The organism is Pectobacterium sp. HCp5_1 (assembly GCF_032905925.1).
Lineage (GTDB): Bacteria > Pseudomonadota > Gammaproteobacteria > Enterobacterales > Enterobacteriaceae > Pectobacterium > Pectobacterium brasiliense_A.
The window spans coordinates 92,916-116,984 of record NZ_JAUMIO010000002.1 but is presented as its reverse complement, the minus strand read 5'-3'; the positions used below and the strand labels follow the sequence as shown (position 1 = coordinate 116,984).

Sequence of the window (24,069 nt, the reverse complement as noted above, 5' to 3'; positions counted from 1 at the left end):
TAGTCAGACGTCACTTAAAACGGTACGAATCTTATGGGGTGGCTTATGAGCGACGTCCTAGCGGGATGCGCAAGCGCTGTGCGAGGATCACGCCGAGTAGCGTGATGCCCCCGCCAACCAGATGATAATGATGTAACGGCTCGTGCAAAAAGCCAATTGCGATCATCGCCGTAAAGATCGGTGTCAGGTTCATAAAGATGGAGGCTTTGCTGGCTCCGAGGCGCATAACCCCCTGAATCCACAGAAAAGGCGCAAGGATTGAGGCCATGATGCCAGCGAAAATCACCAGCGGCAGGTTGTCGGCATTGAGCTGCACATTGTCCGTCAGCAGGAAATTTGGAATCAGCACGACTACGCCAAAGGCAATTTGCACATAGAGCGACACCCAGTTGGGCAACGGGATGCTCCAGCGTTTGGTCAGCACGCCATAGAGCGCATAGGACAGCGACGCACAAAACATCATGAGTTCACCGGGGCCGATGCCCTGCGCCAGAATCTGTTCGGGATGACCCTCACCGATCAGCCAGATAATCCCGGCCAGCGACAGCAGACTACCGAGCACGACGCCCAGCGTGGGAGCCAGGCGCAGCAGCGGAATGCTGAGCAGGACGGTCAGTAGCGGTACAAGTGACCCCATGATCCCCATCATCACGGCGCTGATCGAGTGCGCCGCGTAATAGGCCAGACTTTGATACAGCACCATGCCAAGCAGACCCAGCACGAGCAGTTTCCATGCGTGTTGACGGATGGCCGCTGCGTGCTGACGAAGCGTTGGCAGCATGAACGGCGTCATGACGAGGAACGCCAGCAGCCAGCGATAAAACGAGATAGCGGCCGGGTCAATAACGCTTGCAGAGAGCTTGTTGACGATGACGTTAATTGACCAAATCAGGACGGCAATGGTGGGAAAGAGGGCGTTCAACGTTGGGTTTCTCATAACAGACCAGACGAAAAACGCACCAATTACCAGTCTGGTCGATAAAAATGGGGCAAGTGCGGCAATGGCAAACAACATAACAGAGCCATGTGACGACGATCAACCTTGTATGGCGTCGGCTTTCTATGACGACCATCTTGTATGATCCTCATCGGCGGGAACCGATAACGGAAAGATATCGCGTCGTAATTGCCTTGGGTTTCTGCACCATTCGGTGGCAAAATATCTCCCCGCTTTTTTTGGCTGGCTACCGATGTCGGAGAAGACAATGAAGATTCTGGTTGATGAGAATATGCCGTATGCCCGCGAGCTATTTAGCCGTCTGGGTGAGGTTCAGGCCGTGCCGGGACGTCCTTTGCCGCGCGAGCTGCTGGCCGACGCGGATGCGTTGATGGTGCGCTCGGTCACGAAGGTAAACGCGGATCTGCTGTCTGGTTCGGCGGTAAAATTTGTCGGCAGCGCGACAGCAGGCACTGACCATGTCGATGACACCTGGCTTAACGCCAACGGGATCGCGTTTTCTGCTGCCCCCGGTTGCAATGCCATTGCGGTAGTGGAGTACGTCTTTTCTTCTTTGCTGATGCTGGCCGAGCGTGATGGTTTCCAACTGCGTGATAAAACCGTCGGGATTGTCGGCGTGGGCAATGTTGGCAGACGTCTGGATGCACGTCTGAAAGCCTGGGGCGTTAACACGCTGCTGTGCGATCCGCCGCGTGCCGATCGCGGTGAGGCGGGTGATTTCCTGCCACTCGAAACGCTGGTGCGTGATGCCGACATTCTGACGCTGCATACGCCGCTGTATCTCGACGGCCCGTACCGTACTCATCATCTGGTTGATGCCGCCGTACTGAACGCGTTTGCGGACGGACGTATTCTGATTAACGCCTGCCGTGGCCCGGTGGTGGACAATGCCGCACTGCTTGAGGCGCTGCAACAGGGTAAAAAACTCAGCGTTATTCTTGACGTCTGGGAGCCAGAACCTGCCTTATCGACCGATCTGCTGGCGCGAGTAGACATTGGCACGGCGCATATCGCTGGCTATACGCTGGAAGGGAAAGCGCGCGGCACCACGCAGGTATTTGAGGCGTGGAGTGAGTTTATCGGAACCCCGCAGCAGGTCGCGCTTTCGTCGCTTTTGCCTGCACCAGAGTATGCCGAAGTCACATTGACCGTGCCGCTGGATGAGGCGTTGCTAAAACGTCTGGTGCATCTGGTGTATGATGTGCGCCGGGACGATGCACTGTTGCGCCACGTTGCGCATCAGGAAGGCGAGTTCGATCGTCTGCGCAAACATTATCAGGAACGACGCGAATGGTCGTCACTCCATGTTATCTGCGCCGATGCTGACAGCGCAGATTGCCTGAACGCGCTGGGATTCACAGCGTCAGTGCGGGGCGCACGCTAACGGCGTTTCGCGCGAGCATCACTTTTTTATTCATGAACTGACAGACGGTGTCGTTATCGTCTGTCGGTTCCATTCATGATTTGTGTTTCATTCAAAATTTGGGAGAGAACCAAATGTCTGACGGCTGGAATATTGCTCTGCTGGGCGCAACGGGCGCAGTAGGCACGGCGTTACTGGAATTATTGCAGGAACGCGAATTCCCGGTGGGTGAATTCTATCCGCTGGCCAGTGAACGTAGCGCGGGTGAAACCATACGTTTTAACGGCAAATCTTGCCTGGTCACGGATGTGGCGGATTTTGACTGGTCACAGGCACAGCTGGCGTTTTTTGTCGCCGGTCAGGATGTCAGCGCCCGCTATGCGGAAGAGGCGGGGGATGCGGGCTGTCTGGTTATCGACAGCAGCGGTCTGTTTGCGCTGGAGCCGGATGTCCCGCTGGTGGTGCCCGGCGTGAATACGCATACGCTGGCCGATTACCGTAACCGTAATATTGTCGCGGTGGCAGACAGCCTGACCAGCCAACTGCTGACGGCGATTAAGCCGTTGACCGATGCGGCTGGGCTCTCGCGCCTGCATGTCGTCAATATGTTGTCCGTTTCCGCACTCGGTAAAGCGGCGATAGACGATCTGGCGGGACAAAGCGCTCGTCTGCTGAACGGTGTTCCGCCTGAGGCCGGGCTTTTCCCGAAACAGCTGGCATTCAATCTGTTGCCTTTACTGCCCGATGATACGGGCAGCGTGCGCGAAGAGCGCGGTTTGGTCGATCAGGTGCGTAAAGTCTTGCAGGACGACGGATTGCCGATTTCAGTGACCTGCATTCAGTCCCCTGTGTTCTATGGTCATGCGCAGGTTGTTCATCTTGAATCACTGCGTCCGCTGTCTGCGGAAGAAGCACGCGATGAACTGCTCAATGCCGGAAATATTGAAGTAAGTGACGAGCAGGATTACCCGACGCAGGTGGGTGATGCGTCCGGCAATGGGCAACTGAGCGTCGGCTGTCTGCGTAATGATTACGGCATTCCTGAGCTACTGCAATTCTGGTCAGTCGCCGATAACGCTCGCTTTGGCGGCGCGCTGATGGCGGTGGAAACGGCAGAATGTCTGGTGCAGGAGTATCTCGGGTAATGTCGGAAACCACTCAGGCGGAGGCTACTCAGGCCGATGCCGCTGCGGAAAACGAACGCGCCCCGCTGAAAATCGCGCTAGGTATTGAGTACGACGGTAGCCTCTATTATGGCTGGCAGCGCCAGTCTGACGTTGCTAGCGTGCAGGCCTGTCTTGAAAAGGCGCTGAGCAAAGTGGCGGATGAGCCGATAGAGGTGTTTTGCGCCGGGCGAACCGATGCTGGTGTTCACGGCACCGGCCAGGTCGTGCATTTCACCACACACGCGATCCGAAAAGACGCCGCCTGGACGATGGGCGTGAATGCAAATTTACCGCCGGATATCGCGGTGCGCTGGGTGAAAACGGTGGATGAGGATTTCCATGCGCGCTTCAGCGCTACGGCACGCCGCTACCGTTATGTCATCTACAATCACCGCTATCGTCCTGCGGTGCTTTCGCGCGGTATGACGCACTTTTATCACCCGTTAGACGTGGAACGCATGGAGCGAGCCGGGCAATGCCTGTTGGGGGAGAATGATTTCACCTCTTTTCGTGCAGTGCAGTGCCAGTCGCGCACGCCGTGGCGCTATGTAAATCATTTAAAGGTTACACGTCACGGTGACTATATCGTGGTAGATATTAAGGCCAATGCGTTCGTGCATCATATGGTGCGTAATATCGTTGGCAGCCTGATGGAGGTCGGCTGTGGCAATCGTCCAGAATCGTGGATTGCCGAGCTGCTGGCGGCCAAAGATCGTACGCTGGCTGGCGCAACAGCCAGAGCCGAAGGGCTGTATTTGGTGGCGGTAGATTATCCCGCGCGTTTTGCTTTGCCGCAGCCTACGATGGGGCCGCTCTTTTTAGCAGATTGACGTTTTTGATTATAACGAGTGCGTCTTTTACCTGTTGCACGCTGCCAGATGGTCGTAGGCCAAAAGGCAGGGTGCGATGCGTATTAAGGACGAGGCTATTCAGCGTGCTATACGCAAGGCAACACGGCTAGTGCGGCTGCCTTGCGTATATCGACCGCGTGCGTTCGATAGACATTTTGGGAGAAGACGTTGTGATGGAATTTATACAGTTTATTATTGATTTTATTCTGCACATTGACGTTCACCTGGCGGAACTGGTGGCGCAATATGGTGTCTGGGTTTATGCCATTTTGTTCCTGATTCTGTTCTGTGAGACCGGGCTGGTGGTGACGCCGTTTCTGCCGGGGGATTCGCTGCTGTTTGTCGCAGGGGCGCTGGCGGCGTTGCCGTCGAACGATCTGAATGTGCACACGATGGTGTTCCTGATGATCGTGGCCGCGATTACGGGCGATGCAGTGAACTACACGATTGGACGACTGTTCGGTGAGAAGCTGTTTAGCAACCCGAACTCAAAGATTTTCCGCCGCAGCTATCTGGATAAAACGCATGCGTTTTACGCGCGTCATGGTGGCAAGACGATAATTCTGGCGCGCTTTGTCCCGATTGTGAGAACATTTGCGCCGTTTGTCGCTGGGATGGGGCACATGAGCTATCGGCATTTTGCGGCCTATAATGTCATTGGTGCGCTGCTGTGGGTGTTGTCATTCACCTATGCGGGCTACCTGTTTGGCGATTTGCCGGTGGTGCAGGAAAATCTAAAATTACTGATTGTTGCGATTATTTTCCTCTCTATCCTGCCGGGCATTATTGAGATTGCCCGTCATCGTAGAGCGGCCTCGCGCGGCAATGTGAAATAAGTGAAGTATTTTAACATCCGGTTTGACCAGTTTTTTATCCACAGTACCGGAACGTTATGGTTTAATGGGCAGCATTTATGGTCTGTTCTTGGGAACACCCTGGGTGCCGATGCCTTTGTACCGCGATTGTCGTGCGTCTCAGGCATTTTTTCATTGGCAATGTTGTCAGGGAATAACATGAACAGCGGACTGGCATTTGCCAGGTTCAAGCAGAAAGGTTATCAATGAGCTGGATTGAACGAATTCTTAACAAAAGCAATATTACACCGACCCGTAAAGCGAACATCCCTGAAGGGGTCTGGACAAAATGTGATAGCTGCGGTCAGGTTCTTTATCGTGCTGAGTTGGAGCGCAATCTGGGTGTCTGCCCGAAGTGCGATCACCATATGCGCCTTTCCGCGCGCGCCCGTCTACAGGCTTTTCTGGATAAAGAAAACACTGTTGAGTTGGGAAGCGAACTGGAACCGAAGGATGTCCTGAAATTCCGGGATTCCAAAAAATATAAAGATCGTCTGGTTTCTGCACAGAAACAGTCCGATGAGAAAGATGCGCTGGTCGTGATGAAAGGCACGCTGTACGGTATGCCGATTGTCGTCGCGTCCTTCGAATTCTCTTTCATGGGCGGTTCAATGGCGTCTGTTGTGGGGGCGCGCTTTGTGCGTGCCGTTGAGCAGTCATTGGAAGACGGTTGTCCGCTGGTGTGCTTCTCCGCCAGTGGCGGCGCGCGTATGCAGGAAGCGCTGATGTCGCTGATGCAAATGGCGAAAACCAGTGCGGCATTGGCAAAAATGCGCGATCGCGGCTTGCCTTACATTTCTGTGCTGACTGATCCAACCATGGGTGGTGTTTCCGCGAGTCTGGCGATGCTGGGCGACCTGAACATTGCCGAGCCGAAAGCGCTGATCGGTTTTGCCGGCCCACGCGTTATCGAACAAACCGTGCGTGAAAAACTGCCGCCGGGCTTCCAGCGCAGTGAATTCCTGATTGAGAAAGGGGCGATCGATATGATCGTTCGTCGTCCGGAAATGCGCTACAAGCTGGCCACTATTCTTGCCAAACTGACGAACCATCCAGAACCGGGCAACGATGATGTGGAAATCCGCAGCGATGCGCCGTCTGAATCATCACAGGATGACGCATAATTGACATGATGGGCAGGGCGTGTGGTACTCGACCACGTCGTTCTCGACCGGGTGCGCAATGCACGCTCTGCCCGCAATGAACCGTAAGCCAGTGAACGGGACTCATGGATACACTTCAAACACCTCAAGCCACGTCACCTTTGGTCACGTGGCTTCATTATCTTGAGCATCTGCACGCTCAGGCCATTGATTTAGGCCTGGAGCGCGTTAAGCAGGTTGCTGAACATCTCCAACTGCTCCAGCCTGCTCCAACGGTTTTCACCGTCGCGGGGACGAACGGCAAGGGAACCACCTGCTGTACGCTGGAATCCATTCTGTTAGCCGCCGGGCTGCGGGTAGGCGTGTACAGTTCTCCCCATCTTGTTCGCTATACCGAGCGAGTGCGTATTCAGGGCAAAGAATTGCCTGAAGCGCTGCATACGCAGGCGTTTGCGGATATCGAGGCAGGGAGAGGGGCGGTATCGCTCACCTATTTTGAATTCGGTACGCTGTCGGCGCTGCAACTCTTTAAGCAGGCGAATCTGGATGTCGTCATTCTTGAAGTAGGACTAGGCGGGCGTCTGGATGCCACCAATATTGTGGATGCGGATGTATCCGTGGTCACCAGTATTGCTATCGACCATACCGATTGGTTAGGTAACGATCGGGAAAGCATTGGCCGCGAGAAAGCCGGGATATTCCGACAGGGTAGACCTGCCGTTGTTGGTGAACCGGATATGCCGGGAACGATTGCCGACGTTGCCGCTGAGAAAGGCGCGCAGCTGCACCGCCGTGGTCGCGACTGGGAGTATTCAATGCAGCGTGAGACGTGGAGCTGGCAGGATAAACAGCGCGAGCTGTCACGGCTACCGTTACCCAACGTCCCGTTGGCTAATGCCGCCACGGCACTAGCTGCATTGCACTATTCTTCACTCAACGTGAGTGAAGAGGCGATTCGACAAGGTTTGCAGCACGCCGCATTACCCGGCCGTTTTCAGACCGTGCAGGCGTCACCGCGTTTGATTCTTGATGTTGCACACAATCCTCACGCGGCGGCATATCTGGCAAACCGTTTGGCTGAGTTGCCGAAAACCGGAAAAGTGCGAGCCGTCATCGGCATGCTGTCGGATAAAGACATTGCCGGTACGCTGGCTCACTTAACGCCGTTGGTGGATGCGTGGTATTGCGCTCCGCTGGAGGGGCCGCGTGGTGCCACGGCGCAGCAAATTGCCGAGCACCTGACGCGCAGCCAATCGTTCCCCGATGTCGTAACTGCCTGGAAGCAAGCCATGTCCGAGGCGACGGAGCAGGATATCGTCATTGTGTGTGGATCTTTTCATACGGTAGCGCATGTGATGGAAGCGCTGGATGAGGAGAAGGCGAATGGCGAGTAAATTTCAGAATCGACTGGTCGGTACGGTTATTTTGGTCGCGCTGGGCGTGATCGTTTTACCCGGCCTGCTGGACGGCAAGAAAAAGCACTACGAAGACGAGTTTGCGTCGATTCCGCTGATCCCTAAGCCGGGTGACAGCAATGAGATGGAAGCGCTGCCTGCGCTGAACCCGTCGCTGCCGAGTCAACCGCCGGAAGGGGCGGAGGAGGCGATGCAAAACAGCGCGGAAGCCGAAGCCGTTGAAGCGAGATCGTCTGCGTCATCTGCAACTACGCCATCTACAACGACAGCACCTGAAACCACGACGCAGACGCCGCCATCGTCCCATTCTGGCACGAATACGCCAGCCATGACGGCACCGCCAGTGGTGGTTGAGCGTCCGCCGGTTCAGACGCCAGCGCCAGTGATGCCGAAGCCTCAGCCAAAGCCTGAGGTGAAGCCTGAAGTGAAACCGAAGCCAGAGCCTAAACCGGAACCCAAACCGGAAGTGAAGCCTGAAACGCAGCCGACGCAGCAAGCGCCTGTCGGACAGGCCTATATTGTGCAGCTTGGTGCGCTGAAAAACGCGGATAAGGTGAATGAAATTGTCGCCAAGCTTCGTCTCTCTGGTTACCGCGCGTATACCGTGCCATCAACGCCGGTTTCAGGCGAAATCACCCGCATTTACGTGGGGCCGGATGCGTCGAAGCAGAAGCTAGAGTCTTCACTGGGTGAGCTGAAACAGCTCAGCGGGCTAAGTGGGCAGGTGCGAGCACATTCCGTTCGTTAAGGTCGTCGAGCGTGATGATGACGTGATGGCTGGCTCGCAGCCGGTCACGTAAATAAGCAAAAGCAGGCAGCGGGGATGAGGTTCGCATCAGTGATACTTCGCCCCGCATCTGTTTTAAGATGCTTGCTGTGAGTTTTGAGATGCCGAGAGTGAATAGAATCAGGCATGACGTATTGTCGGTTTTTTCGCCTGATTATCTATCGATGAAATCGGCGGAAATACGCTACGCAAACGTTTTCTTTTTCTGTTAGAATGCGCCGCGAACAGGATGACGTAGCGGCTTATCGGTAGCATCGTTCATTATTAGGATAGTTCATGGTTTGGGTTGATTACGTCATTATTGGCATCATCGGATTTTCGGCTTTGGTTAGCCTGATCCGGGGGTTTGTTCGCGAAGCGCTGTCGTTAGTAACCTGGGGATGTGCTTTTTTTGTTGCCAGTCATTACTACGCTTACCTCGCGGTCTACTTCACCCGTTTTGATGATGAGCTGGTGCGTAACGGCATTGCGATTGCCATTCTGTTTATTGCAACGTTGATTGTGGGAGCTATCGTCAACTATGTGATTAGTTCACTGGTTGAACGTACCGGATTATCCGGCACCGATCGCGTTCTGGGCATCTGTTTTGGTGCGCTGCGCGGGGTGCTGATCGTTTCCGCACTGCTATTCTTTCTGGATACGTTCACCGGTTTTTCACAAAGTGATGACTGGAAGCAGTCCCAGTTAATCCCGCAGTTCAGTTATATTATCAGGTGGTTTTTTGACTACCTGCAAAGCACGTCAAGTTTCTTGCCGCAGCATTTACCGCTGCGGTAGCGCTGATGAGGAAAAGACACCATGTGCGGTATTGTCGGTATCGCCGGTTTTACACCGGTCAACCAGTCGATTTATGACGCGTTAACGGTGTTGCAACACCGTGGGCAGGATGCTGCGGGTATTGTGACCATCGATGCCTTTAATTGTTTTCGCCTGCGTAAGGCCAATGGCCTGGTGAAAGATGTGTTTGAAGCGCGGCACATGCAGCGCCTACAGGGAAACATGGGGCTTGGTCATGTGCGTTATCCGACCGCAGGTAGTTCCAGCGCCTCGGAAGCACAGCCTTTCTATGTGAACTCTCCGTTCGGTATCACGCTGGCTCACAACGGTAACCTGACTAACGCTCACGAACTGCGTAAAAAGCTGTTCGAGCAGGAGCGTCGCCACGTTAACACCACGTCTGATTCTGAAATTCTGCTGAATATTTTCGCCAGAGAGCTGGACCGTTTCCAACACTATCCGCTGGAAGCCGATAATATTTTTGCGGCCGTTGCCGCAACGCACCAGCAAATTCGCGGTGCCTATGCCTGTGTTGGCATGATTATCGGTCACGGTATGGTCGCTTTCCGCGATCCTAATGGGATTCGTCCTCTGGTGATTGGTAAGCGCGATCTGGAAGATGGCCGCAGCGAGTATATGGTGGCGTCAGAAAGTGTCGCACTGGATACGCTGGGCTTTGAATTTTTACGCGATGTGGCGCCGGGAGAAGCGATCTACATTACGGAAAAAGGGCAGCTGTTTACCCGCCAGTGCGCAGAGAATCCAAAGAGCAATCCGTGCCTGTTCGAATATGTCTATTTCGCTCGCCCAGACTCTTTCATTGATAAAATCTCGGTCTACAGCGCACGCGTTCGCATGGGTCAGAAGCTCGGTGAAAAAATTGCGCGCCAGTGGGAAGATCTCGATATTGATGTCGTGATCCCGATTCCTGAAACCTCTTGTGATATCGCGCTGGAAATCGCGCGCATCATCAACAAGCCGTATCGTCAGGGATTTGTGAAAAACCGCTATGTTGGCCGCACGTTTATCATGCCGGGGCAGCAGGCACGTAAGAAATCGGTACGCCGTAAGCTGAACGCCAACCGTGCTGAGTTCCGTGACAAGAACGTGCTGCTGGTGGATGACTCCATCGTGCGTGGTACAACGTCAGAGCAGATTGTAGAGATGGCGCGTGAAGCAGGAGCCAAGCGTGTTTATCTGGCCTCAGCGGCACCGGAAATCCGCTTCCCTAACGTGTACGGCATCGATATGCCAAGCGTCAATGAGCTGATTGCCCACGGTCGTGAAGTGGATGAAATCTGTAAGATTATTGGTGCCGATGAGCTGATATTCCAGGATCTCGACGATCTGATTGAAGCTGCGCGTGAAGATAACCCGGATATCACTCAGTTTGAATGCTCGGTGTTCAACGGGATTTACGTGACGAAGGATGTCGATCAAGGTTATCTGGATTATCTGGAAGTCTTGCGCAATGACGATGCCAAAGCGCTGCGTAGCCAGAATGAAGTTGAAGATCTGGAATTGCATAACGAAGGTTAACAGCTAGTCGCACATTAAGGCTGTATTGAAGGGGGAGGACGCGAAAGTGTCCTCCCCCTTATTTTGTATGTAGAGAAAATTTTGTATGTAGAGAAAAATTGCATAGAGAAAACAGGGTTTCGGTGCTTGTCCTTGCTTATCGCTAATCAATGCGGCAAAGTTTGCGCAGATGATTTTTCCGCGTTTCTGCTTACGCGGCCAGCCAGAGGCAGTATGAATGAAGCGACTCATTGTAGGGATTTCCGGTGCCAGCGGCGTCATTTACGGCATCCGGCTGCTACAGGTTTTACAGACGCTGGAAGGTATCGAAACGCATCTGATCATGAGTCAGGCCGCCCGGCAGACGCTGGCGTTAGAAACGGATTTTAGCCTGCGTGACGTGCAGGCGCTGGCCGATGTGGTACACGACACGCGTGATATTGCTGCCAGCGTCTCTTCGGGGTCGTTTAAAACGGCGGGGATGGTGATTTTACCCTGTTCGATAAAAACCCTTTCCGGCATTGTGCACAGCTACAGTGACAATCTATTGACCCGTGCAGCTGATGTAGTGCTGAAGGAGCGTCGTCCTCTGGTGCTAGGAGTGCGTGAAACGCCGCTACATTTAGGGCATTTACGGCTGATGACCACAGCCGTTGAGCTGGGGGCGATAATCATGCCACCGGTGCCTGCGTTTTATCATCGCCCAGAAAGTGTGCAGGATATTGTCGATCAGACGGTGAATCGTATTCTGGACCAGTTTGATATCGACCTGCCAAAAGATCTCTTTATCCGCTGGCAAGGTGCGTCCTAGCAGGATAGAGACCCAGACACGCTATTTTTCTCTCTCGGGGCGGTAAACTTTTACTGCCCTTTTTTTGTGCCTTTTTATCACATTGCACTAATTTTGTGCGCAAAAGCACCAAAATGGTGCGTTTGAGTTTTTGTATTCATGCCAATGTTATCTATCCTTATTGTTACGCGCCAAAAAATTTCCTTTGAAAATATTGCAGAATCAAATGGTTAACCCTTATTTTCTGCGCGCTTCGCTCATGGGTTTTTTACGACATCCCTACGTTCATTGTGGCATGAAAACTGCTACAAAAACGGTAATAGTCGGCACAGCAAACAAATAGCACTCACATCGTTCATTTTTAAAGCGATTCACTCTAAATAATTCCGACATTGACGACACATGACATCAATCACTCATGATAAGGGTAGCAATATGAAGAAACTGATCAAAGTCTTGCCATTGGCACTCATTCTGGCTGCGGGTAGCGCGATGGCGGAGATTCCTAAGAATATTAAAATTGGTACCGATCCTACCTATGCTCCCTTTGAATCCAAAAACGCCAGCGGCGAACTGGTTGGGTTTGATATCGATCTGGCGAAAGAGCTGTGCAAGCGTATTCAGACTAACTGCACGTTTGTAGAAAGTGACTTTGATGCGTTAATTCCGTCCCTGAAAGCGAAAAAAATCGATGCCATCATCTCTTCTCTTTCTATCACCGAAAAACGCCAGCAGGAAATTGCTTTCACCGAGAAGCTGTATGCGGCCAATTCACGCCTGATTGCGAAGAAAGGGACGAGCATTGAACCCACGTTGGCTTCTCTGGGCGGCAAACGTGTTGGCGTATTGCAGGCATCAACACAGGAGGCCTTTGCTAATGCTAACTGGCAGCCTAAAGGCGTTGACGTTGTCGCTTACCAAAATCAGGATCTGATTTATGCCGATCTGGCCGCAGGCCGTATTGATGCAGCCTTTCAGGATGAAGTCGCAGCAAGTGAAGGTTTCCTGAAGTTGGACGCAGGTAAAGACTATGAGTTTGCCGGCCCGGCGGTAAAAGATGACAAATTCTTCGGTGTGGGTACGGGGATGGGGCTGCGCAAAGCGGATACCGAGTTGAAAGCTGCGCTGGATAAAGCCTTTGAAGAAATGCGTAAAGACGGTACCTACGATACCTTCGCGAAAAAATACTTCGATTTTGACGTCTACGGCGGCTAATGTCGCCAAGGTGACGCTCATTTCTTTATCACATGTGTAGCGGGATCGTCGGGCATGCGGCACGGGATCGTTCCTCCCGTGTCGTGTTCCTGACTGATGACGCAGCGTGCCATTAACCGCTATTTCAACGGATATCATTGATGCTCTATGGCTATTCCCCGCTAATTCTGGATGGTGCCATCATGACGCTGGAGCTGGCAGCAAGTTCGTTACTGCTGGCGCTGGCTATTGGCCTGATTGGCGCGTCGGCGAAGCTGTCTTCCAACCGTCTGCTGGCGGGGTGCTTTTCCTGCTATACCACGCTGATTCGTGGCATTCCCGATCTGGTTCTGATGCTGCTGATTTTCTATGGACTGCAAATAGTCTTAAACGGCGTGACGGAATCGATCGGTCTGGATCAGATTGATATCGATCCTCTGACCGCCGGGATTATTACTCTGGGCTTTATTTACGGCGCGTATTTCACGGAAACCTTTCGTGGAGCCTATCTTGCCGTGCCGCGCGGGCAAATCGAAGCTGCCGTTGCGTTCGGTTTCTCTCCGATGAAGGTGTTCCGCCGTATTCTGTTTCCTTCCATGATGCGTTTCGCGTTACCGGGCATCGGCAACAACTGGCAGGTGATCTTGAAAGCGACGGCGCTGGTGTCATTGCTTGGCCTGAACGATGTGATTAAGGCGACGCAGCTGGCCGGTAAGGGCACACACGAACCGTTTTATTTTGCGCTGGTTGCTGGGGCGATGTACCTGATTTTTACCACCGTTTCTAACGGCGTGTTGTGGTGGCTGGAAAGGCACTATTCGCAGGGAGTCAAAAAAGTAAACTATGAGTGAGATCCTGCAACAATATTGGCAGCCGCTATTGTGGAGCGATGGTTACCGTCTGACCGGGCTGGCGATGACGCTCTGGCTGCTCATTTCCTCGGTGGTTATCGGTGGGCTGATGGCGCTGCCGCTGGCGATTGCTCGCGTGTCGCCGCGACGCCGGTTCAGCTTTCCGGTTTGGCTATTCACCTATGTGTTCCGTGGTACGCCGCTCTACGTACAGCTTCTGGTGTTCTATTCTGGCGTGTATAGCCTGGAGATTGTGCGCGGCACCGACATGCTGAATGCCTTTTTTCGCAGCGGGCTAAACTGCGCCATTTTGGCGCTGGCGCTGAATACCTGTGCGTACACGACAGAGATTTTCGCGGGGGCAATCCGCTCAGTACCTCATGGGGAAATTGAAGCGGCCAGAGCATATGGCTTCTCCCGCTTTAAGCAGTACCGTTGCATTATTTTGCCGAGTGCACTGCGTATTGCGCTACCGGCCTACAGCAATGAAGTGATTCTGATGCTGCATTCAACGGCGTTGGCCTTTACCGTAACGGTACCGGATATTCTGAAGATTGCCCGTGATATCAACGCGGCAACCTACCAGCCGTTTTATGCATTTGGCATCGCGGCGGTTATTTATCTGGCGATTTCGTTTGTGTTAATCGGGCTGTTCAGAAGGGCGGAACGGCGCTGGTTACGTCATCTTTATACCCGTTCATCTCATTAAACGCAGGAAAAAGAGCATGTCGAATAACAAACTGATGGTGACGGAACTGCGTAAACGCTATGGCCAGCATGAGGTACTGAAAGGGATCTCATTACAGGCGAAAGCAGGTGACGTTATTTCAATTATTGGATCGTCCGGTTCGGGGAAAAGTACCTTACTGCGCTGTATTAATTTTCTGGAAAAACCCTGTGAAGGGGCGATTTACGTCAGCGATCAGGAAATTCGCATGGTGCGTGATACTGACGGACAGCTGAAAGTTTTTGATAAAAAGCAGCTTCAGATGCTGCGGACGCGTCTGACGATGGTGTTTCAGCACTTTAACCTGTGGAGCTTCATGACGGCGTTGGAAAACGTGATGGAAGCGCCGGTTCAGGTGTTAGGGCTCAGTAAAGCGGAAGCGCGTGAGCGGGCGGTGTTTTACCTGAACAAGGTCGGGATCACGGATGCTGCTCAACAGAAATACCCATCGGATCTCTCCGGTGGCCAACAGCAGCGCGTTTCCATTGCACGAGCGCTGGCGATGGAGCCGGAAGTCTTGTTGTTTGATGAGCCTACGTCAGCGCTCGATCCCGAACTGGTCGGCGAGGTGTTGCGCATCATGCAGCAGCTTGCGGAGGAAGGGAAAACGATGGTGGTGGTGACGCATGAAATGGAGTTTGCCCGCCATGTTTCCAGCCACGTTATCTTCCTGCATCAGGGCGTAATTGAAGAAGAAGGACCGCCGGATCAACTGTTCGGGAGCCCGAAAAGTGCACGTTTGCAGCAGTTTTTGTCAGGTGCATTGAAGTAGGTTTTGGGGCTGATGGCTATCAGCCTCTAGCAGTTAACATGTACTCATGCTCTAGCATTTTCATAATTCTATGTCGGATAGTGTAAAAGTTTCGTGCGTGTTAACCACCGAGTATTCTTATACTTTATCTACACGCCCGACAAGGAGCGCTCAGTTGCCGCTGCTCCTTGACCACTGGCTTTTGGGCGAGAATTGTGCCGCTGCGCGGTGCCTTCAGCGTTCCTGACCGCTATTCGGGCCGCCAGTGACGCGTTCCCGACGTGGCACTGACTTTCGCCGCGTCCGTGCGGCTCACCCGACGGTCACGCCCACTTCAGCACAATTTTTACGCCAGAAGTGCAGAATATTTGGGCATTTTATCAAACTTCAGCTCGGTTTCTTGATGACGTCCTGCAGGGCTTCTTCCAGTTCAAGGAAGCGGAAATTAAAGCCTGCGGCTTCTAAACGCTGTGGAATGGCGCGTTGTCCGCCCAGTACCAGCGTCGAAGCTTCTCCCATCAGTAGTTTGATCGCAAAAGCGGGCGCTCGCAGAAAACCGGGACGATCCAATACGTGTGCCAGCGTGGCGGAAAATTGTTCATTATGAACCGGGTAGGGCGAAACCATATTGAAGGGGCCGCTCAGTATCGGCTGGTTCAGCAGATAAATAATGCCGTTCACCATGTCATCAATATGAATCCACGGCATATATTGCTTGCCGGAACCCATCGGCCCGCCAAGCCCGAGGCGGAAAATTGGCAACATTTTTGCCAGCGCGCCCCCTTGTGCTGAAAGAACAATGCCAGTGCGCAGCAGGCAGACGCGGGTTTTATCGCTGTCGGCGGACTGTGCCAGCGCTTCCCAGCGGGCGCACAGATGATGGGTGAATTCATCGACCGGAGATTCATCTTCCGTGACCAGCGCTTCCCCCTGATCGCCATAATATCCGACAGCGGAACCCGAGATAAAAACCGCTGGCGGCTCACTGCTGGCTTTTATCAGCGCGGCAAGTTGCTCGGTGATATTCCAGCGGCTCTTTGCCAGGCGCTGCTTTTGCTGTGGCGTCCACCGTTTGTCGGCGATAGGTTCACCCGCCAGATTGATGACGCCGTCAAAGCCGTTCAGTGAGGTGATATTACTCAACGTGGACCAGTATTCCACCTGATTGCCGAGAACGCCTCGAGCGCGCTCCGGATCGCGTGTCAGTACCGTAATGTGATGGGAAAGCTGCTGTAATTGTTGGATAAGATGGCGACCAATAAGGCCGGTTCCGCCGATTATAAGTAGTTGCATCTCCCCCCTCCCTATCTTTATGCCTTGTGATAACGCAGGGTCATGGAAACCGAATCGGCGTATCGCAGGGCAAACGGTTTATCGACTTCTACTTCAGCATAGGTGATCCATTCGTGATCGCTGGCGATGTTGAGCACATCCTGCGTTAATTTTTCCAGCAAAGCGAAGCGGTTATCTTCCACGTGGCGAATAATGCTTTTGGTGATGGTGCGGTAGTTCAGCGCATCAGCGATATTCTCGCTGTTGCGTGCCTGCTCTGCTGGGTAGTGAATCACAACGTTGATGATCACATCCTGCTTATTCGTGATTTCTTCATCTTTGATACCGATGAAGGTGCGCAGCCGCAGATTTTTTATACGAATAATGGCGTCAGAATAGTGATGTGGCATTGCTCGGCCCTCGGTTGCTTCTGTTACTGCGACTAAACCGCAGCGTCAGGGGGTATCGTTAACGACAATATGTTGATTACCATAGCAGAAGATACCCAAAGGCCGAATGAGATGATGCCAGAATTTTATTGCTCGGCGAGCTGGTAAGCCCGTTGCGTTGCCGGGCGCTCACTGATACGCGTATACCATGCCTTCACCGCTGGGTAGTCATCAAGGTCGACGCGCTGGCGAGCATAAGAAACCACCCACGGGTAGGTTGCGATATCGGCGATGCTGTAATGTTCTCCTGCTAGCCAAGAGCTGTCTTGCAGATGTTTATCCAGCACGCGGTACAGGCGCTGCGTCTCCTGTTGATAGCGTTCAATGGCGTAAGGCACTGGCTGAGGCGCATAGTGGTTAAAATGATGGTTCTGCCCCAGCATCGGTCCGAAACCAGCAACCTGCCAGAACAGCCATTGCAGCGTGGCTGTACGCTCACGTAATGAGGTGCTCAGCAGCACGCCGTGTTTTTCCGCCAGATAGAGCAGGATAGCGCCGGACTCAAACAGGCTAATCGGCGTGTCACCTTCCGCGGGTTGCGTATCGACAATCGCTGGAATTTTATTATTAGGCGAGATAGCTAGAAACTCTGGTCGGAACTGTTCGCCTTTGCTGATATTCACACGGTGGAGCTGGTAGGGGAGATTAGCTTCTTCCAGAAACAGGGTGATCTTGTGCCCGTTAGGGGTTGGTGCGTAATACAGGTCAATCATGAATCAAGTCTCCGTTTTAATTCAGAAAAACATCATGGACTGTATGGCAGGTGATCGCTTCAGAGAGCGACGCGCTGTCAGAATAGCGAATTGAGGAACGGGCTCTTACCCTACCACTTCTGCGAGTGAAAAATAAGCGATGACGCACGCCGTTGAGCGATCTTTACCGGAAGCACGTTGCCAACTTTGGTAGACTACGTCCGATAAAGGATGCGGGTGTTGTAGGTGTAGCATGGTTGATATAAACGTTGTGGAGATAACGATGAAGTTGATGTTTGCGTCCGATATACACGGTTCTCTCAGCGCGACGGATCGCGTGCTGGAGATCTTTGAGCAGAGTCATGCCGACTGGCTTATCTTGCTGGGCGATTTTCTCAATCATGGCCCGCGCAATCCGCTGCCGGAAACATATCAGCCTGCGGAAGTGGCTGCCCGATTGAACGCCTATGCATCACGCATCATTGCCGTGCGAGGGAACTGCGACAGCGAGGTGGATCAGATGCTGTTGACCTTTCCGATAACGGCACCCTGGCAACATGTGCTATTGCCGCAGAATCGCCTTTTCCTGACGCACGGTCATCTTTATCATCCAGAGAATATGCCGCCGCTACACGCGGGGGATGTATTGGTATATGGTCATACCCATATCCCGGTTGCTGAGCAACGGGGTGAATATTATTTTTTCAATCCCGGCTCAGTGAGCTTGCCGAAAGGGGGATACCCCGCAAGCTACGGTTTACTTGAACAAGGCGAGCTGCGGGTTCTGCCGTTACACGGCGGCGAACCTATTGCACAGGTCGCGATTAGGCACTAATTTAGCGTATACCCTGTTTTTGACCTTGAATAACGGCAAGGCAGCAGGGAAGATTCACAGCAAAGTTCGATCATTTAAAACAGACGCGCGTAGCAACGTGCCAATACTAAAGGGTTTCAGAGGATGGCGGAACAAAGTCAGGCAGCAGGCACAGAGTGGGTTGATATCGTCAATGAAAACAACGAGGTAATTGCTCAGTCAAGTCGTCAGCAGATGCGTGCGCAGAGTCTTCGTCATCGTGCTACTTACATTGTTGTGCATGATGGAATGGGTAAAATTCTGGTGCAGCGCCGGACGAAAATCAAAGATTTCTATCCAGGCTGGCTGGATGCGACCGCTGGCGGCGTAGTGCAAAGCGGTGAGCAAATGCTGGAATCCGCACGTCGTGAAGCGGAAGAGGAGCTTGGTATTGCGGGCGTACCGTTTGCAGAACACGGCTTGTTCTATTACGAGGGCGAGAATTGCCGGGTGTGGGGCGGGCTATTCAGCTGCGTCACCCACGGGCCGTTTGCGCTACAGGAAGAAGAGGTCGATGAGGTCAGCTGGCTGACGCCGCAAGAGATCACCGCACGCTGCGATGAGTTTACGCCAGATTCGCTGAAAGCCCTGTCGCTGTGGCTGACGCGCCATAGCGATCAGGAATATGGCAAGCCGATTTCACGTAAGCTGAACGAGGCAGTCGAAGCCGCTGCAACACCTGCTGTTAATGATAAAAACAGTCATGATGAAAATGCTCATGATGAAAATGACAGCAACGTTGTCACTTCATCAGACGCTGATTCACAGAAATAATATTGTCCCTATCTCGCCGCTGCTTTCCCCGCAGCGGCGTCTATTTTTTCCGAGTGATGAAATGCGGGTCATCACTCGGGAACATGAATGCTCTTCTTGATATCCTTCAGGTAAATCACGATGGTGAACGTCATGATTACCAGCAAAGCCCACGAACTCCATTTCCCTACGTGAACCATCGACCAGGCTCCGAGCTGTTCTGGATAGCTCCAGATACTGAAAAACGTACTGATATTTTCAGCCAGCCAGATGAAAAAGCCGATCAGAATAAAGGCCAATGACAGCGGCATTCGTCGTTCCCGATCGTAAGGCGTGAAAATGACGGTGGTGCGCGCATAGAGCCCAACTGCCAGTGCAGCAATGTACCAGCGGTAGTCGCCGATGTAGTGGTGGGTGAAGAAATTGGCATAAATGAGCAGCGCGACCAGCGTTGCCAGCCAGTAGGGCGGATGATGGCGAATTTTAAGATCGAATAGCCGCCAGGACTGAATGATATAGCTACCGACAGAGGCGTACATGAATCCGGCAAACAGCGGCACACCCAGTACCTTGGTGTAGGCGAAATCAGGGTACGACCAGGAACGAATACCCGATGAGGTTTTAAACACCTCAAGCGCGAAACCCACGAGGTGAAACAGCGTAATGGCTTTTAACTCATCCCAGGTTTCTAATTTGCTGGCAACCATCCATCCCTGAATCAGAATGGCGAATATCAGCAACAAATCATAGCGCGGGATAGAAAACCAGCCAGCTTTCGGCACGCTAAACACGGCAAGAAAGAACAGACCAACGAAGAGACAGGCGCGGGCTTCTTTGACACCAAAATAGAGAAATTCAATCAAAAAACGGGTTAAGCCTTTTGGTGATGAAGGCGTAATCCCTTTTTCCAATTGCTGCTGAAAGTGTTGATCTAATAGTCGTATTACAGTCATCCATCGACCCTGTTTATAGTTATTCTTTAGCCTGCGCGGTGTGGTTTTTGTGCGGAGAGCAATAAAAAATGCCAGCGCTGAGGCTGGCATAGAAGATAACAGAATTAATCTGAATATATCCGTCATACTTCAAGCTGATTGTGCGTTGGCTGCCTTTACTCACCCCAGTCACTTACTTGAGTAAGCTCTTGGGGATTCGCGCAGTTGCCGCCTTCAAGCAACTCGAATTATTTAGGATATAGATTAGAGCTGTGTAGCCTGAATGGCGGTCAGGGCAACGGTGTAAACGATGTCGTCTACCAGTGCGCCGCGAGACAGGTCGTTAACCGGTTTGCGCATGCCTTGCAGCATTGGCCCGATGGAGATCAGGTCGGCAGAACGCTGTACCGCTTTGTACGTGGTGTTACCGGTGTTCAGGTCAGGGAAGATGAACACGGTGGCTTTACCCGCAACTGGCGAGTTCGGCGCTTTGGACTGTGCAACGTCAGCCATGATTGCGGCGTCATACTGCAGCGGACCATCGATGACCAGATCAGGGCGTTTTTCCTGTGCCAGACGGGTCGCTTCACGCACTTTCTCAACATCGCTACCCGCACCGGAGTTACCGGTAGAGTAAGAGATCATCGCAACACGTGGGTCGATACCGAAGGCGGTAGCGGAATCAGCAGACTGGATAGCGATTTCAGCCAATTGCTCTGCCGTTGGATCCGGGTTGATGGCGCAGTCGCCGTAAACCAGAACCTGCTCAGGCAGCAGCATGAAGAACACAGAAGACACCAGCGAGCTGCCCGGTGCGGTTTTGATCAGCTGCAACGGCGGACGGATGGTGTTAGCGGTGGTGTGAACGGCACCAGAAACCAGACCGTCAACTTCACCCTGTTCCAGCATCAGCGTACCCAGCACCACGTTGTCTTCGAGCTGTTCACGCGCAACCACTTCGGTCATGCCCTTGCTCTTACGCAGCTCAACCAGGCGCGCAACATAGCGCTCACGCACGACAATCGGATCGACGATTTCGATGCCTTTACCCAGTTCTACGCCCTGAGCGGCAGCAACACGTTGAATCTCTTCCGGGTTACCGATCAGCACACAGTGAGCAATACCGCGTTCAGCACAGATAGATGCTGCTTTAACGGTACGTGGTTCATCACCTTCTGGCAGAACGATGCGTTTGCCTGCTTTACGCGCCAGCTCGGTAAGCTGATAGCGGAATGCTGGTGGAGACAGACGACGTGAACGCTCAGACTCTGCGCTCAGGGAATCGATCCACTGGGTATCGATGTGGCGTGCAACGTATTCCTGCACTTTCTCAACACGTTGACGGTCATCAGCCGGTACTTCAAGGTTGAAGCTTTGCAGGCTGAGTGAGGTCTGCCAGGTGTTGGTGTTGACCATAAATACAGGCAGGCCAGTCTGGAAGGCGCGCTCGCACAGCTTGGCAATGCTTGGATCCATTTCGTAGCCGCCAGTCAGCAGCAGGGCACCGATTTCCACGCCATTCATGGCAGCCAGACAGGCGGCAACCAGAACATCAGGACGGTCAGCGGAGGTCACCAACAGTGAACCCGGACGGAAATGCTCCAGCATGTGAGGAATGCTGCGTGCGCAGAAGGTCACAGACTTAACGCGACGTGTCTGAATGTCACCCTCGTTGACGATACGCGCATTCAGGTGCTTCGCCATATCGATGGCGCGCGTTGCGATCAGGTCAAAGCTCCATGGGATGCAGCCCAATACCGGCAGCGGGCTGTTAGCAAACAGCTGCTTCGGATCGATGTTAGCAACGCTGGCTTTCGTGGAGTCATCAAAGATTTCAGACAGGTCAGGGCGAGTACGTCCCTGTTCGTCTACCGGCGCATTCAGTTTGTTGATGATCACGCCAGTGATGTTTTTGTTTTTGCTGCCGCCGAAGCTGGAACGTGCCAGTTCGATACGATCTTTCAGCTGTGCCGGGGAATCGTTACCCAGCGCCAGTACGAAGACGATTTCTGCGTTCAGCGTTTTGGCGATTTCGTAGTTCAATGCGTTAGCAAACTGGTGCTTACGGGTAGGAACCAGACCTTCAACCAGAACGACTTCAGCATCTTTAGTATTTTCGTGGTAGCGCGCGATGATTTCTTCCATCAGCACGTCTTGTTGGTTGGAGCTCAGCAGGGTTTCAACGCGGCTCATCGCCAGCGGCTCGGCGGCGCTGATGGCGGAATTAGCACGAATAATGGTGGTCGTTTGATCTGGCGTATTGTCGCCACTGCGCGGCTGGGCGATAGGTTTGAACACGCTCAGGCGAACGCCTTTCTGTTCCATGGAGCGGATGACACCCAGGCTGACGCTTGTCAGACCAACGCTGGTGCCAGTTGGGATCAACATGATTATACGGGACACGGCCGAACCTCTTTACGGTTGCTCGTTAGTCAAAAACAACACCGTCAGCCTTGGCTGACGGTGTTGGGAGTTACGTGTTTTACGCGGTCAGACGGTAAGCGTCTTCGGCGATGACCAACTCTTCATTGGTCGGGATAACCAGCGCAGCGCGGGTGCCATCTTTAGCGATGTTGCCACCTTTACCGAAGCGTGCGGCCAGGTTGCGTTCGTGGTCGACGTCAAAGCCCAGCAGGCCCAGTTTCTTCAGCGACAGTTCACGAACCATTGCAGCGTTTTCACCGATACCACCGGTGAAGATAACGGCATCCAGACGGCCTTCCATCAGTGCAGCGTAAGAACCGATGTATTTAGCCAGACGGTGGCAGTAAACGTCCATTGCACGTTTAGCATCTGCTTTCGTCTCGTAGTTATCTTCAACGTAGCGGCAGTCGCTGGTCACTTCAGTGAGACCCAGCAGGCCAGACTCTTTGGTCAGCATTTTGTTGATAGCATCAACACTCATGCCCATTGAATCATGCAGGTGGAAAATGATTGCTGGATCGATATCGCCACTACGCGTCCCCATCACCAGACCTTCCAGCGGCGTCAGACCCATAGAGGTGTCAACGCATTCGCCATTACGGATTGCAGTAACTGAACCACCGTTGCCCAGATGGCAAGTGATAACGTTTAGCTCTTCTACTGGTTTGTTCAGCACTTTAGCGGCTTCACGAGAAACAAAGTAGTGGCTGGTGCCGTGTGCGCCATAGCGACGGATGTGGTTTTCTTTATACAGTTTGTACGGCAGTGCATAAAGGTAGGATTCTTCCGGCATGGTCTGGTGGAACGCGGTGTCGAAAACAGCGACGTTCTTATCAGCCAGGTGAGGGAAAGATTTCAGTGCTTCGTCGATGCCGATCAGATGTGCTGGGTTGTGCAGAGGTGCAAAAGGTACGGAATCTTTGATACCCTGAAGAACATCATCAGTGATGATCGCGGATTGGGTGAACTTCTCACCGCCGTGAACGATACGGTGACCAATAGCAACCAGTTGAGCTGACAGCTCTGGTTTCTGAGACAGAATGGTATTGACGATGAAGTTCAGCGCTTCGCTGTGAGCTGCACCGGCACCCAGTTCGGCGTCGTGTTTACCGCCGTCCATTTTCCATTTGATGCGGGCTTCAGGCAGGTTGAAACATTCGGCTAAACCAGACAGGTACTCTTCTCCGTTAATCGCATCGATGATCGCGAATTTCAGGGATGAACTACCGCAGTTAAGAACCAGTACTAACTTACTCGACATGGAAGTACCTACTTGTTATACATGGTTAAAAAAATGTCATACAGGGCATAGCGTATCGCATGCCGCCGCTGGCATTTATGATTAACATCATACCTTGGTGTGATACACCAGACACAATGGTGAAATAGGGTCGATACTATGACGTAGGTTATATCGGATAATCGATACAACTAATCTCTACAACAACGTGACATCGACCTGATGTAAACCGCAGCTTTTAAAGCGATGGATAACCGCGTTATGGCCGTTGGCTGCGCTTATGTCGCGAAGGGAATTATACTCCTTGCGTGTAGTCATACTACTTTAGGTATACAGCGGCCAAAAGGCC

Annotated in this window: 23 protein-coding genes; 16 read left to right on the top strand and 7 right to left on the bottom strand. The window is 52.9% G+C overall.

Features of this window, described 5'->3' with window-relative positions; translation table 11 throughout:
* Window positions 1-43: 43 nt before the first annotated feature.
* Window positions 44-1,015 (bottom strand): DMT family transporter, encoded by a 972-nt coding sequence (locus Q3A88_RS02045; RefSeq protein ID WP_110162194.1) that lies wholly within the window; start codon window positions 1,013-1,015, stop codon window positions 44-46.
* Between the two features lie 190 nt (window positions 1,016-1,205).
* On the opposite strand from Q3A88_RS02045, the gene pdxB reads away from it, so the two are divergent.
* The 14 genes from pdxB to hisP all read left to right on the top strand — a co-directional run bounded on the left by pdxB (window position 1,206) and on the right by hisP (window position 15,126).
* Window positions 1,206-2,342: a 4-phosphoerythronate dehydrogenase PdxB gene (pdxB, locus tag Q3A88_RS02040; protein WP_205566292.1), complete on the top strand. Its 1,137-nt coding sequence runs from the start codon at window positions 1,206-1,208 to the stop codon at window positions 2,340-2,342.
* A gap of 113 nt (window positions 2,343-2,455) precedes the next feature.
* Window positions 2,456-3,466 carry an aspartate-semialdehyde dehydrogenase gene (locus tag Q3A88_RS02035; RefSeq protein ID WP_227527016.1) on the top strand — a complete coding sequence of 337 codons (1,011 nt, stop codon included), beginning with the start codon at window positions 2,456-2,458 and terminating at the stop codon, window positions 3,464-3,466.
* Window positions 3,466-4,317: a tRNA pseudouridine(38-40) synthase TruA gene (gene truA / locus Q3A88_RS02030; RefSeq protein WP_080724458.1), complete on the top strand. Its 852-nt coding sequence runs from the start codon at window positions 3,466-3,468 to the stop codon at window positions 4,315-4,317. Before Q3A88_RS02035 ends, truA begins: the two co-directional genes overlap by 1 nt.
* A 194-nt stretch (window positions 4,318-4,511) precedes the next feature.
* The gene (locus Q3A88_RS02025; protein ID WP_010285058.1) at window positions 4,512-5,174 is read left to right on the top strand and encodes a DedA family protein; all 663 of its coding nucleotides are present in this window, start codon (window positions 4,512-4,514) and stop codon (window positions 5,172-5,174) included.
* Window positions 5,175-5,398: 224 nt separating this feature from the next.
* Complete coding sequence (accD, locus tag Q3A88_RS02020) at window positions 5,399-6,316, top strand: acetyl-CoA carboxylase, carboxyltransferase subunit beta (RefSeq protein ID WP_039471294.1); 918 nt, start codon at window positions 5,399-5,401, stop codon at window positions 6,314-6,316.
* 104 nt (window positions 6,317-6,420) lie between these two features.
* The gene (gene folC, locus Q3A88_RS02015; RefSeq protein WP_317177311.1) at window positions 6,421-7,689 is read left to right on the top strand and encodes a bifunctional tetrahydrofolate synthase/dihydrofolate synthase; all 1,269 of its coding nucleotides are present in this window, start codon (window positions 6,421-6,423) and stop codon (window positions 7,687-7,689) included.
* Window positions 7,679-8,458, top strand: coding sequence for a cell division protein DedD (gene dedD / locus Q3A88_RS02010; protein WP_317177310.1), 780 nt, complete (start codon window positions 7,679-7,681; stop codon window positions 8,456-8,458). The genes folC and dedD overlap by 11 nt, the downstream gene beginning before the upstream one ends.
* Before the next feature lie 315 nt (window positions 8,459-8,773).
* Window positions 8,774-9,274: a colicin V production protein gene (gene cvpA, locus Q3A88_RS02005; RefSeq protein WP_010298532.1), complete on the top strand. Its 501-nt coding sequence runs from the start codon at window positions 8,774-8,776 to the stop codon at window positions 9,272-9,274.
* A 21-nt stretch (window positions 9,275-9,295) separates the two neighbouring features.
* A complete protein-coding gene (purF, locus tag Q3A88_RS02000; protein ID WP_233989413.1) occupies window positions 9,296-10,813 on the top strand; it encodes an amidophosphoribosyltransferase in 1,518 nt (505 codons plus the stop codon).
* A 217-nt stretch (window positions 10,814-11,030) separates the two neighbouring features.
* Window positions 11,031-11,603 carry a UbiX family flavin prenyltransferase gene (locus tag Q3A88_RS01995; protein WP_010285043.1) on the top strand — a complete coding sequence of 191 codons (573 nt, stop codon included), beginning with the start codon at window positions 11,031-11,033 and terminating at the stop codon, window positions 11,601-11,603.
* Window positions 11,604-12,017: 414 nt separating this feature from the next.
* On the top strand, window positions 12,018-12,797 hold the full coding sequence (locus Q3A88_RS01990) for a lysine/arginine/ornithine ABC transporter substrate-binding protein (RefSeq protein ID WP_014916042.1): 780 nt from the start codon (window positions 12,018-12,020) through the stop codon (window positions 12,795-12,797).
* A 140-nt stretch (window positions 12,798-12,937) separates the two neighbouring features.
* On the top strand, window positions 12,938-13,627 hold the full coding sequence (locus Q3A88_RS01985; protein ID WP_039548964.1) for a histidine ABC transporter permease HisQ: 690 nt from the start codon (window positions 12,938-12,940) through the stop codon (window positions 13,625-13,627).
* Complete coding sequence (locus tag Q3A88_RS01980) at window positions 13,620-14,336, top strand: ABC transporter permease (protein ID WP_014916041.1); 717 nt, start codon at window positions 13,620-13,622, stop codon at window positions 14,334-14,336. Before Q3A88_RS01985 ends, Q3A88_RS01980 begins: the two co-directional genes overlap by 8 nt.
* Before the next feature lie 16 nt (window positions 14,337-14,352).
* Window positions 14,353-15,126 carry a histidine ABC transporter ATP-binding protein HisP gene (gene hisP / locus Q3A88_RS01975; protein WP_010278951.1) on the top strand — a complete coding sequence of 258 codons (774 nt, stop codon included), beginning with the start codon at window positions 14,353-14,355 and terminating at the stop codon, window positions 15,124-15,126.
* A 366-nt stretch (window positions 15,127-15,492) separates the two neighbouring features.
* Here the strand turns inward: hisP and Q3A88_RS01970 are convergent, their stop codons facing one another.
* The 3 genes from Q3A88_RS01970 to yfcG all read right to left on the bottom strand — a co-directional run bounded on the left by Q3A88_RS01970 (window position 15,493) and on the right by yfcG (window position 17,539).
* Window positions 15,493-16,398 (bottom strand): TIGR01777 family oxidoreductase, encoded by a 906-nt coding sequence (locus tag Q3A88_RS01970; RefSeq protein WP_317177309.1) that lies wholly within the window; start codon window positions 16,396-16,398, stop codon window positions 15,493-15,495.
* A gap of 17 nt (window positions 16,399-16,415) precedes the next feature.
* Complete coding sequence (gene folX / locus Q3A88_RS01965) at window positions 16,416-16,787, bottom strand: dihydroneopterin triphosphate 2'-epimerase (protein ID WP_010278945.1); 372 nt, start codon at window positions 16,785-16,787, stop codon at window positions 16,416-16,418.
* 125 nt (window positions 16,788-16,912) lie between these two features.
* Window positions 16,913-17,539: a GSH-dependent disulfide bond oxidoreductase gene (yfcG, locus tag Q3A88_RS01960; protein WP_205561113.1), complete on the bottom strand. Its 627-nt coding sequence runs from the start codon at window positions 17,537-17,539 to the stop codon at window positions 16,913-16,915.
* 262 nt (window positions 17,540-17,801) lie between these two features.
* Between yfcG and yfcE the strand changes: the two genes are divergently transcribed.
* Window positions 17,802-18,353 (top strand): phosphodiesterase, encoded by a 552-nt coding sequence (gene yfcE / locus Q3A88_RS01955; RefSeq protein ID WP_039464992.1) that lies wholly within the window; start codon window positions 17,802-17,804, stop codon window positions 18,351-18,353.
* Window positions 18,354-18,476: 123 nt separating this feature from the next.
* Window positions 18,477-19,145, top strand: a complete 669-nt coding sequence (gene yfcD / locus Q3A88_RS01950) for an NUDIX hydrolase YfcD (protein WP_075278223.1) — start codon at window positions 18,477-18,479, stop codon at window positions 19,143-19,145.
* A 71-nt stretch (window positions 19,146-19,216) separates the two neighbouring features.
* Here the strand turns inward: yfcD and Q3A88_RS01945 are convergent, their stop codons facing one another.
* The 3 genes from Q3A88_RS01945 to ackA form a co-directional block, all read right to left on the bottom strand.
* Complete coding sequence (locus Q3A88_RS01945) at window positions 19,217-20,077, bottom strand: DUF817 domain-containing protein (protein ID WP_039509424.1); 861 nt, start codon at window positions 20,075-20,077, stop codon at window positions 19,217-19,219.
* A 243-nt stretch (window positions 20,078-20,320) separates the two neighbouring features.
* Window positions 20,321-22,459, bottom strand: coding sequence for a phosphate acetyltransferase (gene pta / locus Q3A88_RS01940; protein WP_110162200.1), 2,139 nt, complete (start codon window positions 22,457-22,459; stop codon window positions 20,321-20,323).
* A 79-nt stretch (window positions 22,460-22,538) separates the two neighbouring features.
* Window positions 22,539-23,741, bottom strand: coding sequence for an acetate kinase (gene ackA, locus Q3A88_RS01935; protein WP_110162201.1), 1,203 nt, complete (start codon window positions 23,739-23,741; stop codon window positions 22,539-22,541).
* Between the last annotated feature and the right edge of the window lie 328 nt (window positions 23,742-24,069).